This window comes from Streptococcus downei MFe28 (genome assembly GCF_900459175.1).
In the GTDB taxonomy this organism is placed as follows: domain Bacteria; phylum Bacillota; class Bacilli; order Lactobacillales; family Streptococcaceae; genus Streptococcus; species Streptococcus downei.
In genome coordinates this window covers 548,955-563,458 of record NZ_UHFA01000002.1, presented here as the reverse complement: position 1 = coordinate 563,458, position 14,504 = coordinate 548,955, and the positions used below count along the sequence as shown (strand labels likewise).

General features: G+C 44.7%; 13 protein-coding genes and 2 pseudogenes. 3 read left to right on the top strand and 12 right to left on the bottom strand.

Annotated elements, in window-relative coordinates; translation table 11 throughout:
* Positions 1 to 439 precede the first annotated feature (439 nt).
* Positions 440 to 1,636, bottom strand: a complete 1,197-nt coding sequence (locus DYE66_RS02735; protein ID WP_115324865.1) for an acetate kinase — start codon at positions 1,634 to 1,636, stop codon at positions 440 to 442.
* A gap of 62 nt (positions 1,637 to 1,698) precedes the next feature.
* Entirely contained in the window at positions 1,699 to 2,652 is a 954-nt protein-coding gene (locus DYE66_RS02730; protein WP_115324863.1) for a class I SAM-dependent methyltransferase, read from the bottom strand.
* A 365-nt stretch (positions 2,653 to 3,017) separates the two neighbouring features.
* On the opposite strand from DYE66_RS02730, the gene DYE66_RS02725 reads away from it, so the two are divergent.
* Complete coding sequence (locus DYE66_RS02725; protein ID WP_115324861.1) at positions 3,018 to 4,655, top strand: site-specific DNA-methyltransferase; 1,638 nt, start codon at positions 3,018 to 3,020, stop codon at positions 4,653 to 4,655.
* A complete protein-coding gene (locus tag DYE66_RS02720) occupies positions 4,655 to 6,913 on the top strand; it encodes a DEAD/DEAH box helicase family protein (protein ID WP_115325184.1) in 2,259 nt (752 codons plus the stop codon). Before DYE66_RS02725 ends, DYE66_RS02720 begins: the two co-directional genes overlap by 1 nt.
* Positions 6,914 to 6,966: 53 nt before the next feature.
* Here DYE66_RS02720 and DYE66_RS02715 read toward each other — a convergent pair.
* From DYE66_RS02715 to DYE66_RS02670, 10 genes and pseudogenes are all read right to left on the bottom strand, one after another.
* Positions 6,967 to 7,119 (bottom strand): annotated as a pseudogene (locus DYE66_RS02715) (helix-turn-helix domain-containing protein); the annotation flags it as partial.
* Positions 7,106 to 7,470: pseudogene (locus DYE66_RS02710) on the bottom strand (type II toxin-antitoxin system RelE/ParE family toxin). The pseudogenes DYE66_RS02715 and DYE66_RS02710, both read right to left, overlap by 14 nt.
* 102 nt (positions 7,471 to 7,572) lie before the next feature.
* A complete protein-coding gene (comGG, locus tag DYE66_RS02705) occupies positions 7,573 to 8,034 on the bottom strand; it encodes a competence type IV pilus minor pilin ComGG (RefSeq protein ID WP_115324859.1) in 462 nt (153 codons plus the stop codon).
* A complete protein-coding gene (comGF, locus tag DYE66_RS02700) occupies positions 8,012 to 8,467 on the bottom strand; it encodes a competence type IV pilus minor pilin ComGF (protein ID WP_425328989.1) in 456 nt (151 codons plus the stop codon). The genes comGG and comGF overlap by 23 nt, the downstream gene beginning before the upstream one ends.
* Positions 8,433 to 8,726, bottom strand: coding sequence for a competence type IV pilus minor pilin ComGE (comGE, locus tag DYE66_RS02695; protein WP_003000730.1), 294 nt, complete (start codon positions 8,724 to 8,726; stop codon positions 8,433 to 8,435). The genes comGF and comGE overlap by 35 nt, the downstream gene beginning before the upstream one ends.
* Positions 8,698 to 9,132: a competence type IV pilus minor pilin ComGD gene (gene comGD / locus DYE66_RS02690; protein ID WP_244914159.1), complete on the bottom strand. Its 435-nt coding sequence runs from the start codon at positions 9,130 to 9,132 to the stop codon at positions 8,698 to 8,700. Before comGD ends, comGE begins: the two co-directional genes overlap by 29 nt.
* A complete protein-coding gene (comGC, locus tag DYE66_RS02685) occupies positions 9,086 to 9,412 on the bottom strand; it encodes a competence type IV pilus major pilin ComGC (RefSeq protein WP_003000683.1) in 327 nt (108 codons plus the stop codon). Before comGC ends, comGD begins: the two co-directional genes overlap by 47 nt.
* Positions 9,409 to 10,452, bottom strand: coding sequence for a competence type IV pilus assembly protein ComGB (comGB, locus tag DYE66_RS02680; RefSeq protein WP_255267048.1), 1,044 nt, complete (start codon positions 10,450 to 10,452; stop codon positions 9,409 to 9,411). The genes comGC and comGB overlap by 4 nt, the downstream gene beginning before the upstream one ends.
* On the bottom strand, positions 10,376 to 11,323 hold the full coding sequence (gene comGA / locus DYE66_RS02675) for a competence type IV pilus ATPase ComGA (RefSeq protein ID WP_115324855.1): 948 nt from the start codon (positions 11,321 to 11,323) through the stop codon (positions 10,376 to 10,378). The genes comGB and comGA overlap by 77 nt, the downstream gene beginning before the upstream one ends.
* Positions 11,324 to 11,482: 159 nt before the next feature.
* Positions 11,483 to 11,860: a DUF1033 family protein gene (locus tag DYE66_RS02670; RefSeq protein WP_002997597.1), complete on the bottom strand. Its 378-nt coding sequence runs from the start codon at positions 11,858 to 11,860 to the stop codon at positions 11,483 to 11,485.
* Positions 11,861 to 12,090: 230 nt separating this feature from the next.
* Between DYE66_RS02670 and DYE66_RS02665 the strand changes: the two genes are divergently transcribed.
* The gene (locus DYE66_RS02665) at positions 12,091 to 14,475 is read left to right on the top strand and encodes an HAD-IC family P-type ATPase (RefSeq protein WP_115324853.1); all 2,385 of its coding nucleotides are present in this window, start codon (positions 12,091 to 12,093) and stop codon (positions 14,473 to 14,475) included.
* The last annotated feature ends 29 nt before the right edge of the window (positions 14,476 to 14,504 follow it).

Here is a 14,504-nt window from a genome sequence, read left to right as displayed (position 1 = left end):
GGGCCCTGTGCAATTCCGAACTTGCCTTCCGATAAGTTGGATAAGCGACCAATATCGGCCCCCTTATCCAACTGTCCAATTCATTATAGCAGAGCCCTAGCCTAATGTGGGAGCAAGCCCAATAAGAATATCTAAAGGGTCTATTGTATTTTTTAATGGCGGGTATTGTACCTAGACGATAAAAATTGCTAGATAAAAGCGTCACTTTGAATAGAGACTTAAATAACTAATTAGTATCAATTTAAGCTTAATACAGAAAATTACTATTTATCCTCACTTCCCCAGTTAGGCTTGTAAATCACTAGTTGGTGACACTAGCTTAGCCATATTCAAAAAATTACTAATTAGTGCCATATCCAAGCCGACAAAAAAGCCCACCCCACCTGACCTCCAAAGAAAGTTAGACTGGGTTGGACTTTACCGATTAGCAAAGCTAAACTTATTTGAGATTTTTAAAATGTTCAACATCACGGGCAATCATCAGCTCTTCATCGGTTGGGATAACCAAAACCTTGACCTTGGACTCTGGGGTTGAAATATCACCAACATAACCAAAGACATTCTTTTCAGGGTCGATTTCCATGCCGAACCAGGAAAGGCCAGCAATGATGTCCTGCCGCATATTGACGGCATTTTCACCCATACCAGCAGTGAAGACCAGGGCATCAGCACCATTGAGAACAGCAAAGTATTGACCGATGAATTTTTTGAGGCGGTCGATAAAGATATTGTAGGCCAGAACGGTATTCTTATCATGGGCCTGAATACCAGCCTCAATATCCCGCATATCGCTAGACTTTTCAGAAACACCCATGAGACCAGATTTCTTATTGAGCATTTCGACCACATCGGCCGCCGTTCCCAGTTCTGGATCCTGTTGAATCAAGAAAGGAATAATAGCTGGGTCAATATCACCCGAACGAGTTCCCATCATCGGACCAGCTAACGGAGTCAAGCCCATAGAAGTATCAACAGACTCGCCATGATAGTTAGCTGTAATTGAAACCCCATTTCCGATATGAGCCGTAATCAGCTTCAATTCATCCAAAGGCCGGCCCAAAATCTTAGCCGCTTCCTGGGCGACATACTTATGGCTGGTGCCGTGGGCCCCGTACTTACGCACCTTATAATCACGATAATATTTTTGCGGAATCGGATAGAGGTAAGCATACTTGGGCATGGTGGTATGGAAGGAGGTATCAAAGACAACCACGCTGGTAATGTCTGGCAGGATGTCACGGAAAGCCCGAATACCAGCTGCTGCACCTGGATTGTGCAAAGGGGCCAAGTGAGAAAGCTCTTCAACCTGCTCAATAACTTTTTCATCAACCAAGGCAGATTCCTTGAAATATTCACCACCAGCCACAACTCGGTGCCCAACACCAGTGATTTCTTGGTAATCCTTAATCAGACCGTGCTTGAGCAAATCCTCCAGGAGAATCCGAACCGCCATGGTGTGGTCAGGAATATCCAGCGTTTGCGAATCAGATTTATCATCATATTTGACCGTTGAGATTGAATCATTTAAGCCAATCCGCTCAATCAGCCCCTTGGCCAAGACTTCCTCTTCGGGCATTTGGTAGAGCTGCCATTTGAGACTGGAGCTGCCGGCATTGATTGCGATTGTTTTTGACATAGGCCACCCCTTCTAATGTAAACGTTTTCTAAACTCAAGTTTCATTATAGCAAAAATTTTCCTCAAAGAATATAGTCAGCTGACCATTTCTTGAAATTTTCCATAAAATCCAAGAGCTTATCTCGGTCTTGCAAATCACTCAGCGGATAGACGAAGGTCTCGGGCGCCTGAACAGTCTGCTTCTGCAGGACAAAGATAGACTTGGCATTGGCCGGATTGCCAAAAAGTTCCTCAGGTAGGGTAATGACGGCCACGATGTCAGCATAACCCTTGAGCCAAGCCTTGAGCAGATCACTCTGGGGACTGGTCAGAAGATTGACTGGAGCCAAGAAAATGGCAAAGCCCTTGGCTTTCAAATACTTGAGTGACTGCTCCATCAGCAGGTGGTGGGCGTATGTATGTTCATTTTGCGCAGCTACCTGATAACGACTGGCAATGCTATCGTCAGGATAGTAGCCAAGAGGCAGGTCACTAACTATAATGTCGCTCTCCTTAAGCAGGGAAGGTCTTACTGCATCCTCTTGGGCGAAGCTGAGTTCCGACCCCACCACATCAGCAATACTGGCTGACAAATCAATGAGGAGGTCATCCACCTCCAGCCCCAGGTAATCCAGCTTCTTACTGCTGTTATTAATCAGGATTTGAGCCAGATTACCCGTCCCAGAGCCAATCTCCAGGACATCTAGTTTTTGCTCCTTGGTCAAATTTTCCAACAAGAATAGCAGAACAAAGCCAATACTATCTGGTGTAAATTGATGGTTAGCCTGCAGGGGCTCAGACTGGGCCAGCTTGATAAAGAGAAACTGGTAGGCCCGTCGCCATTCTTCCTTGGACAAGCCTAGGTCGCGCAGAGTCTGATGATTGGCTAAAACCGTCTCATTTTCAGACTTGGCATCCAAATAGATGACATTTTGCTCAATCAAGGCATCATAAGCATTAGTTTTCAGGTCATTTTGCAGGAGCTGGACATTCTCCAAAAGCAGCTCATAGGCTTTTTCAATCGATTCAAAATTCATGCTTCTATCATAACAAAAATGCCAGAAAATGGGAATGAGGAGGGATTCTGAGGTCACATAATATGATATAATAAAACCACTATTATTCATTGAAGAGAGGAAAGCTAATGCAAGCACAAGCTCACAAGCTCACAAGCTCACAAGCTCACAAGCTCACAAGCTCACAAGCTCACAAGCTCACAAGCTCACAAGCTCACAAGCTCACAAGCTCACAAGCTCACAAGCTCACAAGCTCACAAGCTCACAAGCTCACAAGCTCACAAGCTCACAAGCTCACAAGCTCACGCTGATTATGTAATCAAGCGTCTTTTTTGTCAAGCCTTTTTACTGACATCTCCGTCATTTTTGATTGGGGGTGTTTTCTAATGTCCGAAAAAAACTTTATCGAAAGGCCCCACCAAAACGAGAAACAAGAGGCTTTGGCCTATATTAAAGTTCTTATGGACCGAGCACACAAGAATGACAGACTAGAAGATATTCCAAAGTTAGAAAAGCTCGCCAAGCTCATCAACTCCAAACGCTACGGCCTAGTCTGGGAAGAACATGCAGAATTAGTCGAAGAGGAAATGGAAACCAAGCTGCCTGTATTCGTGGAGATTGACGAACGAAAAATCCACGGTAACCCTGACAGCTCTGACTACAATTTCCTCCTAGAAGGGGATAATCTCCACAGCCTCCACCTATTGGAAAAGACCCATACTGGTAAAATTGATGTTATCTACATTGACCCGCCTTATAACACAGGAAATAAGGACTTCATCTACAATGATAAGATTGTCGATAAAACGGATGGCTACTCCCACTCCAAGTGGCTCTCCTTCATGAGTAAACGCCTAGAAATCGCTCAGAGACTCCTGAGCGACGAAGGAGTTATCTTCATTTCTATTGATGATAATGAACAAGCACAGTTAAAATTGCTGTGCGATGAGGTATTTGGGGAGGGGAATTTTCGAAATTCTTTTATAGTTAGAAGAAGAAATAAAAGCTTAAATGTTCAGTTCGCTAACAAGGGACTAAAGACATTAAATGTGGGATGTGAAACTATCTTATGCTACGCAAAGAAAAATTTTTTATTTAATCCCGTAAGAATGAAAAAGAAAAACTTTAGTGAAAAGGGAAAGTGGAATGTCTTTTGGAGTAACGCTGATAGGCCTACCATGAGATATGAAATTTTAGGTTTCAAACCTGAATCCGGTCAATGGAGATGGTCAGAAGAAATCGCTAGTATTGCTGCAAAAAATTACCAAGAATATATTGAAAAATTTAGTGATAAAGAAAGCCTAGAGGAATACTGGGAGAGAACTGGGAAGAAAAAAAGATTCTTGAGAAGGATTAAAAATGGGAAGGGAAAAAATGGAGGCGTACAATCTTGGGTATCGCCAAGTAGTACAACGCTAAGAACAAGTAATTGGACAGACTTAGAAGTCTCTCAAATTTTTAAATTAGCAAATATCGAATTCTCCAACCCCAAAAATATTGATCTAATTAACTTAATAATAAGTTGTAGCCCTAAGAAAGATGCCACAATACTCGATTTCTTTGCCGGCTCAGGTACCACGGGACACGCTGTTGCCCAGCTCAACAAGGAAGATGGTGGCAATCGTAAGTACATCCTCTGCACTAACAACGAAAATAAGATTGCCGAGGAAGTTACCTACCAACGGCTCTCTAAAATTCAAGACGAACTTCCCCACAACCTCAAATATTTCAAGACGGACTTTATTGAAAAAGATAATGATGACTTAGAATTTACCCTACTCGACCATGTGAAAACATTAATCGAGTTAGAACATGGCATTGATTTACAGGAGAGCGATAAGGCTACCGCCTTTAATCTTGAAGCCGTTAGAACACTTGATTTAGAGGGCGTCAAAACAGTTTATATGCGACAACAATCTCACGCCATGATGGAGATAAAAGATTTAGAACGCTACAAATATATTACTATTATTGATGTTCCCGACTACTACTTTGCCAATGAAATGAAGGAGGCTGGCTTATGATTGAATTATTCCCTTTTCAGGAACAGGCTGTCAGGACCTTATCAGATAAATTTTTCAAGTCTGACAAACAAACAACAGTATTTTATGCTCCGACAGGGGCCGGCAAAACGATTATGCTCATCAACTTTATGGATAATGTTATTGAGCTCAATCCCCATACTTACGACTATGTATTTGTTTGGTTAACTCCTGGTAATGGCGAGCTTGAAGAACAATCCTGGAATAGAGCCAAGGACTATGGGAAATTAGTCCGTGCAATTAATTTGGACGAGGCCTTGACAGCTGGCTTTCAAGCAAATACCGCAACCTTCCTCAACTGGGAACGGGTCAAGAATGACAAGGCCATTGCCCTAAGAGAGGGAGAGACTAAAAACCTCGATGATATTATCGCTGATGCCAGATCGAAAGGTCATCGTTTTGTTCTTATCATTGACGAGGAACATCGAGACCAGACTGAAAAAGCCCAAAAAATTATTGATAAGTTTAAAGCCGATAAAATCATACGTGCCTCTGCTACGCCAAAATCAGACTCACCTAGCTATGATATTGTACAAGTTAACGATGAAGATGTCATCGCTGCTGGCCTAATTGTCAGAAATGTTGAACTGAACCCTGATGGAACAGACGGTGATATTGTCGCTAATATGGTGCAGTATTTCCTAGATCAAGCAGATGATAAACGCCGACAAATCAAAGCTGAATATCAAAGATTAGGCTTAAATATTAATCCACTCGTTCTAATCCAGTTTCCTGATGCTAAAAGGGCTAACAAAGAAGAAAGAGATGACCTGATTAAGCAAGTTCGGAACTACTTACGCGAAATTGGTCAAGATGATAGCGAGGTCGCTACTTGGTTAGCCAACGAAAAACTAAATATCGCTAATATTGAAAAAACTGACAGTCCCGTCAATTACTTACTGATGAAACAGGCTGTCTCTACCGGATGGGATGCTCCACGAGCTAAAATCCTGGTCAAACTTCGTCTAAATACAGACCCCAATTTTACCTTGCAAACCATTGGTCGTATCCGTCGAATGCCAGAGAGAAAGCACTATGATAACCCTCTACTTGATAATGCTTTTATTTATTCTAACGACCAAAAGTATATCGCCGAAGTCCTCAGTAAAGGAGAAGCAAGCTACATTGCAACCTACGATGTGAACGAAGATACTCCTGATTTTGGCTTAACGTCCGTCAAGCCAAATGCTCATACCGGACTAACCAATAGCGAGGTTGTCGCTGGCTTGCGGAATCAGTTCAAAAAAGATTACGGACTAGTTGAACAAAATAGCAAGCAGAACCAGGAAAAACTAGAGAGTTTTGGATTTATCTTTGGGACATTCATCAATCAAAAGCTACAAAGGTCTGATGACCTTGCTAGAGACATTATTTCTGACAAGCTCCAATCTTTCGGCCTTTCTATCCCTGTCGATACCCAAAGTCACAGTTTGGAGTTACTCAATGTCCAGCAGAAAATCCAACCTCTTCTTCAGCGAGAAAGACCCGCTGATATTTCTGCAATTTTAATTGAACTTTTCTCCAACCGTAGCGAAAGTCCTACCAAGAGGTTTTTAAATCTCAAACCAAGGGAGTTAATGGCTTTTACCATCAACAACTATCGACTAATCCGTGATACAGCCAAGAGAGCAGATGCAGACCACAAGTTTGATAAACAACTTTCCTTGGAATTTGGAATTACTCACGGCGAACTCGAGCTCGTAAAATTTAATGCCCCTAAGAATGAAATGTATCAACGGTTTAAAGACAGTCAGGATGAGGTTTTCACCAAAAACATCTACAAAGGTTATGGTAAGAGTAACTGGGTTAAAACTTCCAAACCCGAACAAGCCTTTGAGACTTGGCTGGAAAACGAAGATAAGGTCGCTTGGTGGTACCGTAGTAAAGATAGAGGAGAAAAGTACTTTTCTATTGCCTACGGTCAGAAAAGAGAAGGCTTCTTCCCAGATTACATCTTTCTAGGAATCGACGGCCTGACCTATGTGGTCGAAACTAAAGGTGGGCAGAATGAAAACATTGATGCCTATTCGGAAGCTAAATTCAAGGCCCTACGAGAATGGGCAGAAAATAAGGATGCCAATCCAAATGGAGCTAAATTTGCTTTTGTCCGACCTCTAAAAAATCACCAAGGAGATATTACAGGACTTCTCTTCAATAACACTCATTGGGATGACGACCTGAATAATCGTCAAGTTTGGCGACCAATATCCGAAATTTTTAGTAACGACATCTTTCACTAATTCAGCTTAAAAGCCCTGTCCAAAACGGACAAGGCTTTTAAATTGGATTAATCAGCCAACCCTCGCTGACTTAAAACAGCCTTGGAACGTGCTTTTGATACTGCCGAAGCACTCTCCAGGATAGCTTTTTGTGTCTGAAAGCCGTCCTCAAAGGACTGATTTTTCCGCTATTCTTCCAAAAAATCATCAAACTTAATGGTTGACATGAAACTCCTCCTCGAATTCTCGCTTTATGATTTTCGCTCTTTGAATTTCACTATAGGGTGTTTTCTGACTCTTTTTTGTAAAACCATGAGTTATGATAAAGCGATTACCTGATATATGAAAATATAAAGCTCTCTGGATATTTGAGGCAAATTTAGAGCGAATTTCAAAGATTTCCTTGTCCAATTTTTTACCCACTCCATCCGTTGAGCAACCAACAAACCCTTATCCTGGACCATAGAAATTAAGGCCATCAATTTCTCTTGATCTTTTGAGGGTAAAGAATGATAAAATTCCATAAATTCATTGTGACCATTTGGTCTAGGGTAAAATTCAAATTTTGGATTATCCATTACAGCCTCATGATAGCATATACTGTTCAGAAATACAATTATCTTCTAAGTATAATTTAGGAAAGAAGCTACTAACTTCCGTCTCAAGCTTATACCTCCCCCTCACCCAGCGCTCGACTTTTCATCATCCGACTGCGAGCTGGCGGATTGAGTTGACGAAGAAGGTTGGGACTTGTCCCTGCTGGGGTCGGAAGATGAGGAGGATTTAGATTTGTCCTTGCTTTTATCCTTGTCGGAGCTGGAAGAGCTAGAAGACTCATTTTCAACGAAGTCATAGCTATAGCTAGCACCATCCGACAGGCTGACCTTAACAGTCAGAAGCTGGCCCTCCTTTTGATAGCTGGCCTGGCCCTGCTCAAAAGACAGGCTACCAGAGGGCTGCTTGGCCTGATCCTTGACCATTTGGGCTATCAAATAAGCCTGGGAATTATTGGCCAGGGCTTTATTCTGCCTCTGATTGGCCACAACCCGGTCTAGGTAAAATTGTAGGAGTAGGAGAAAAATGGCTGCCATAAGCAGGGCGTAAACCAGAACCCCTGCCTTAAGACGTTTTTGCAAAATCATAGACAAAGGTCCTTTCTAGGCCTGAGGCAAGGGTAACAGAAATAGTAACAGTCTGATCGGTTTGGCTGATGCTGGAAGCCTTAAGGCCAAAAATCATGGGCTGATAGCCTCGGCCGTCGGCATTGGTTTTGCGGAAATCATCTGAGCGGGACTGACCAAAAGCTAGCGCTTGGTCTCCCTTGGTCACATAGAGCTTATTGTCAGCAACTCGATCAAGCTTGGTCCCTGCCAGCTCCGAGCGCAACTGCTGGCAAAAAAGGAGCCAGTCCTCCTCGTCATTTTTACTGATATAGGCCACATTGCTGGCCAAAACCTGAGTCAGACTCTGGTAGACCATGACGCTACCTGCGATAACCAAGAGGGCCACCAGGCACTCTAAGAGGGTGAAGGCTTTAAGTCTAATTTTTGACCACACGAAGGACCTCCTTGCCATCCTCGTAGACTCTAATGCTAGTTGAACTTCGCTGAACCTGGACTGTCACCCCGTTGAGGCTGAGATTGTCCTGCTTGGTCTGAACTGCCATCTGGGCAACATTGAGGACTTCCTGGCGATGAAGACTAGCCACCAGCTCCTGACGATCTCGGTTGATTTCCGTCAAGATTAAGGTGACAATGGTGACCAAGACCGCTAGAGCTATCAGGCTTTCTAAGAGAATATAGGCTTTAATTTTCCGTTTTTTTATAGCGACCACTTCCTATATAAAGTTGATAAGAGACCGAGCCTTCTTTGGTTGAGAAGGTCAATTTTTCTAACGAGGAATTACCACCAGCTGATGAAAATTCGATACTATAAGACTGACTGGGCTTAACCGTGTCAGGAATCGTTAAACTTTCCTGGCCATTAGTCACCTGACCATCAGAGACCTTCAGGGTTAAGGGCTTTTGCTGGGCATTGCTGAGTTTCTGACTATCCTGATAGAGGTGCTCAAAAGAGAGAAAGAAAAGCTTCTCCTGCACGCCCCTAAAAGTTTGCTGGACACCACCCGTAAAGGCTAGGAGCAAGAAACTGGTAATGGCCAAAACTAGGAGACTTTCAAGCAAGGTAAAGGCCCTAGTTCGGAACGTTGCGACTTTCCTTATGTTTCTTGTAATAATCATTGTAAGAATCCGCCTGTTTTTGGGTGATGTCACCATCTGAAACCAGTTTTGATACCGTGGCATCATCGCTATGGTTGAGTTCGTAGAGTTCAGCCTGACTTTCCACCACCTTGACAACTGCTGAACCTCCGGTATCCTTGACCTTGTCTTTTTGCTTGGCCAGATTTGGAACAAAGAGTAAGAGCAGAACGCTGATAATCAAGAGAACGACCAGCATTTCAATCAGGGTGAAGGCCTTGACCTTCTTGCCTTTTAAGCGTTTAAAAAACTTTTTCATCATAGGGGTACCTCCATATTGTGATACATGGGCAGCAACATGGCTGCGTAAATCATGACGATAACAAGGGCTACCAGAATAAAAACCAGGGGCTGAATCAGCTGAGTGGCCCGATTAACCCGGCTAAAGAATGCTTCCCAGGTCTCCTGAGCATAGACTTCCAGTTCGCTACCTAGCTTGGATTTAACCTGGCCATATTCAATAATCAGGCTCAATTCTCGCAAGAAGAAGGGATAGTCTAGGACCTTGTGGTGGAATTCTTGACCAGCCAGGAGGGCTGCTTCCATCTCCTGACCGATTTCCTGGAAAAGTTGAGACTTCTGCCTTTGCATGAGCTGGACAATCTGACTCATTTCCACCCCTTGGCCAATCAGATTCCCCCACTCCCTAGCATAATAGGCAGTCAAGTAGAGTTGGACAAATCTCCCCAGCAGAGGCAACCTAGACAAATGACTGTACCAAACAATTTTTCGCGACCGCCTCTGCACCCAGACCAAGCCCAGAATGACGAGGGCCAGCACCAGCACGCCCACTAGAAAGACCAGAGGAAAATGGTTGATGACCTTGGTTGCCAGATTGGTCCCTTCCAACTGGGGCAGGAGATAATTGCGCAGACCCAACATAATCAAAATCAGAAAAATTAATAGAATAATTGGATAGGTCGCAACCTCCCAAAGCTTACGCTTGACGGTCATGAGGTTGGCTAAGTAGCTTTCGATTTTTAAGAGGCTACCTTGGGTATTCCCATGGAGTTCCGCCAAAGAAAGCTGGGTGACCACAGCATCAGAAAAACCTAGTTTGGCCATCATGTCCGCCAAATTCTCCCCTGCCAAAAGCGAGGAGCGCATCTTCTGGGTATAGGCCCTCTCAAGTAGATGACTGCGGTCAAGAAAATCCACAATCTCGCTCAAGGTGAAGCCCGACTCTAGGAGATTATTAAAAAGTTGAATGACCTTGCGCTGCCGACTAGTCCTTAATTTTTTCGGCCTGGGATTCTTCCTTAGTGAGATGTCCTGCTGCAAAAAGCTGGTCAATCTTCTCATTCCAGTTGTCAGCCTTGTGGTTTTGAAAATGGTCTTGGGCAAAATCAATCAATCCTCCTCCCCCGATTAAGCGTTGGTAGGCAATACCAGCCAGGCAATTATCCAATTCATCCTTAGAAACACCCAACTCTAAAATTCTGGCGTAAACCCCAGGAATACTCTTGGCATGGACCGTTGAGAAAACTCGAATCCCCGTCAGGCTAGCTCTAATGACCGCCTGGGCTGTCTCCTTATCGCGAATTTCTCCGATAATTAGAACATCCGGACGGTGTCGTAGGGACAACTTAATCAGATTATCGTAAGTCATTTCGATAGAAGGATTGAGCTGGAGCTGGAGCATCTTTTCCTGCTTAATCTCAACAGGGTCCTCGATGGTAATAATCTGACTGTCCGGATACCTACGGCTGACCAATTCATACATGAGGGTAGTCTTACCCGAACCAACGGGACCTGAGAAAAGATAGAGGCCCCGACTGATAATCTTAGGTAGGAGAGCATTGAGCCCATCGAACCAAAAATTTAAGGCCCGCCTTCTATCAAAGAGTAGGCGGATAACCAGACTTTCTCGTCCTTGATAGTCGCCAACCGTTGATAAACGCAGGGCTGCCCTCTCACCATCGGCGAAGGCATAATCACAGGCACCCAGTTGGGCCCGCCGCTTCTCACCAACATTCATCCCGGCCAGAAATTTAAAGTGACTGATGAGACCCTGAGCCTGTTCTAAGGAACAAGTCTGACCAAGGTGCCTCTTTTCACCTATTCGAAGAAAGATCTGATAGGCTTTTGCCTTAGGAATGACATAAACATCCTGAGCCTGCTCATCAACCGCCTGTCTAATCAAGTCTTTTGCCAACACTTGAACCTCAACCATAAGGTCTCCTTTCCATGCCTACTTACCTATTTATCCGTAAAGAAAAATAAAAATTAAGCAGTTAAAAAGCTTTTTTGAAAAAACCAAACTAGTTTGATAATCAAAGGATTTTGGGCCAAAAGAAAAAGACCAAGCCTTGCGCTTGATCCAATTTTCATCTTACTTCTCACCTGCTGGGGCCTTGATCTGGCATTGGAAGGGAAGGGGGCTGTCGTTGCTTCTGGCATAGCCTGGACGATACCAGTCCTTGGGGATTGCCTCCCAATCCTTGAGCAGGGCCAGGGAATAGTACTGCTGCAAGTCCTCACCACACTCCTCGCACCAGCGTTGGTCCTTACTATCCCAAAAGGCCGTCATGACGCTACTTTTGCTATTAAAACTCGGATAGCGGTCCGTGAGGGCGAACCACTCTTTTTTATAATACTTGAGCGCCTCATAGTAGTCCTCAAACTCCTGGGTTTCGACCACATCGTCCTTCCAGCCTTCGAGGAACCACCAAGGCTCCAAATCTCCATACATTTTTATTACTTGATACATAATTAATCCTAACTTATCCTGTATTATATAAGAAATAATTTCAAATTAAAAAAATTTTGTTTGAAAATATCAAACTATTAGAAAACCTAAGCCAAACTTAGCTATCCAAGGGAAATTTTTCTGAAAACCCCTAGTCTAAAATTTTTCTGGAAAATCATAAGGATTCTGGCATTCTCATCCCTACCATGATAGAATAGAAGGCAATCACATCAAGATAAAAAGAGGATATTATGAGCGATAGTAAAGAATTCAGGGGACTGACCAGCCAAGAGGTAGCCAGTCGTATTGCCAAGGATCAGGTCAACAAGGCAACGACTTCCGATGTCAAGACCACCAAGCAAATCATCAAGGAAAATACTCTGACCTATTTCAACCTGATTTTTGCAGTCTTGACGATTTTATTACTAATTAGTGGTAATATCGGTATTAGTAATTTTACCTTTCTGCCAGTTGTCTTCATCAATGCCATTTTGGGGATTGTTCAAGAAATTCGCTCCCGCAAGATTGTTTCAAAATTAGCCATCGTCACCACGCCCAATGTGACCGTTCTGCGAGATGGGCGCCTGACCACTATTCCCATCGAGGATTTGGTCTTGGATGATGTCATCCAACTCTCGGCTGGTAATCAGATTTCCGTTGATGCCACGGTCCTCAGCGATACGGTTCAGGTGGACGAGTCCATCCTGACTGGGGAGGCCGACGAAATTTCCAAGGCCCCAGGCGATGAACTCATGTCTGGTAGCTTCGTCGTCGCTGGCACCTGTCTGGCCAAGGTCATCCGAGTCGGCGAAGACACCTATGCGGCCAAGCTAGTTAAGGAAGCCAAGGCTGTTGATAGTAGCGAGCAATCCGAAATGATTCGCGCCATCAATGCCATTGTCAAATGGGTGGGAATTCTGATTATCCCCTTAGCCCTCATCATGCTCTACCAAAGTCTCTTTATCAATCAGACCGGCTTCGGTGGTGCCGTTAAATCAATGGTGGCGGCTGTTATCGGGCTGATTCCAGAAGGGCTCTACCTCTTGACCACCATCTCTCTGGTTGCCAGCACCATGCGGCTGGCCCGCAAACAGGTCGTCCTTCACGATATGAAAAGTGTCGAAAAGCTGGCTCGGGTCGATGTCCTCTGTATTGATAAGACAGGGACCATCACCGAAAATAGCATGTCGGTCCAAGACTATATCGCTACTGCTGCCTTTGATAAAAGTCCTGATACAGGCCTTCGTCTCGATAGCCTGATTGCTAGAGTGACCAATGAATTGGCCAGCGACAATGATACCATGGAGGCCCTCCAAGCCTACTTCACCAAGGAGCAAGCCAATGGCCTGACCCTCAAGAAGAAGAGCCTCCAGCCCTTCAAATCCTCCAATAAATACAGCGGTGTTATCTATGATGGCTTCTCCTATCTGATTGGGGCACCGCAAATCCTCTTGGGAGACGACTGGTCGACCTATGAAGAAGAGGTCAACCACTATGCTGCTCAGGGCTACCGGGTCCTGGCCTTTGGAAAATTGACTTCCGAACAGGTCGAACCCCTTGCTGCTCCCATCACGCCCTACGCCTTTATCCTAATTTCTAACCCTATCCGCCAAGAAGCCCCTGAAACCTTTGCCTACTTTAGCCGTCAAGATGTGGCCATCAAGGTCATTTCTGGGGACGACCCCGTGACCGTTTCCCATGTGGCTGGTAAGGCCCAAATCAAGGAAGCTGAAAACTATGTCGATGCCAGAACTCTGGTGACTGGTGACATGGTTAAGGAAGCCTCCCGCACCTACACCGTCTTTGGTCGGGTAACACCTGAGCTCAAACGCCAACTAGTCTTAGCCCTGCAAGGGGACGGACACATCGTTGCCATGACAGGAGATGGGGTCAATGATGTTCTGGCCCTCAAGGCAGCTGACTGTAGCATCGCCATGGCTTCTGGAAGTGATGCCGCCCTCAACGCTTCGCAAATCGTCCTAGTTGACTCCAACTTTGCCAGCATGCCATCGGTTGTGGCCGAGGGCCGTCGCACCGTCAACAATATCGAACGCTCAGCCAGCCTCTTCTTGATTAAGAATGTCTTCTCCTTTCTGTTGGCCATTTTGTCCATTATCTTTGCCATCACCTACCCGCTCAAGGCCTCACAGATTTCTCTCATTTCAGCCTTCATGATTGGCCTGCCAAGTTATCTCTTGACCCTAGAAGCCAATAACAAGCGGATTTCTGGCCACTTCATGCTTAAGGTCCTCAAGAACGCTCTCCCTGCAGCGGTGGCCGCCGTTGCCGCTATCGGCCTTCTGGTCGGAGCAGGAGTCTTCTTCCAGATTGACTACAATCAAACCTCAACCGTCTCCACCTTCCTCCTCTCCATCATCGGCTTTATGGCCTTGGTCCGCCTGTCCAGACCCTTGACCAAGAGCAAGGTGGCCATTATCGCTGTATCTATCCTAGCCTTCATCATCTCGGCCCTCCTACTCAAGAACATCTTCGAGCTCAGCCATGTTACCCTAGATGTCTTCCTCCTTGGCCTGGTCTTCTTCCTAGTCGGAGAGTCCATCTACCGCAACCTCTCCACCTTCTTTGACTTCATCGCCAACAAGGGCTGGCGCCGCTTTAAGTGGTTTAGGAAGTAGGACACGCAGGGACGGAATTTAATTAAAAC

Excerpts from the sequence above, each read along its gene's own strand:
- DYE66_RS02735 (WP_115324865.1), bottom strand. The coding sequence starts at position 1,636 with ATGTCAAAAACAATCGCAATCAATGCCGGCAGCTCCAGTCTCAAATGG.
- DYE66_RS02730 (WP_115324863.1), bottom strand. The coding sequence starts at position 2,652 with ATGAATTTTGAATCGATTGAAAAAGCCTATGAGCTGCTTTTGGAGAAT.
- DYE66_RS02725 (WP_115324861.1), top strand. The coding sequence starts at position 3,018 with ATGTCCGAAAAAAACTTTATCGAAAGGCCCCACCAAAACGAGAAACAA.
- comGG (WP_115324859.1), bottom strand. The coding sequence starts at position 8,034 with ATGATTTTGCAAAAACGTCTTAAGGCAGGGGTTCTGGTTTACGCCCTG.
- comGF (WP_425328989.1), bottom strand. The coding sequence starts at position 8,467 with ATGGCAAGGAGGTCCTTCGTGTGGTCAAAAATTAGACTTAAAGCCTTC.
- comGD (WP_244914159.1), bottom strand. The coding sequence starts at position 9,132 with ATGATTATTACAAGAAACATAAGGAAAGTCGCAACGTTCCGAACTAGG.
- comGC (WP_003000683.1), bottom strand. The coding sequence starts at position 9,412 with ATGATGAAAAAGTTTTTTAAACGCTTAAAAGGCAAGAAGGTCAAGGCC.
- comGB (WP_255267048.1), bottom strand. The coding sequence starts at position 10,452 with ATGAGAAGATTGACCAGCTTTTTGCAGCAGGACATCTCACTAAGGAAG.
- comGA (WP_115324855.1), bottom strand. The coding sequence starts at position 11,323 with ATGGTTGAGGTTCAAGTGTTGGCAAAAGACTTGATTAGACAGGCGGTT.
- DYE66_RS02670 (WP_002997597.1), bottom strand. The coding sequence starts at position 11,860 with ATGTATCAAGTAATAAAAATGTATGGAGATTTGGAGCCTTGGTGGTTC.
- DYE66_RS02665 (WP_115324853.1), top strand. The coding sequence starts at position 12,091 with ATGAGCGATAGTAAAGAATTCAGGGGACTGACCAGCCAAGAGGTAGCC.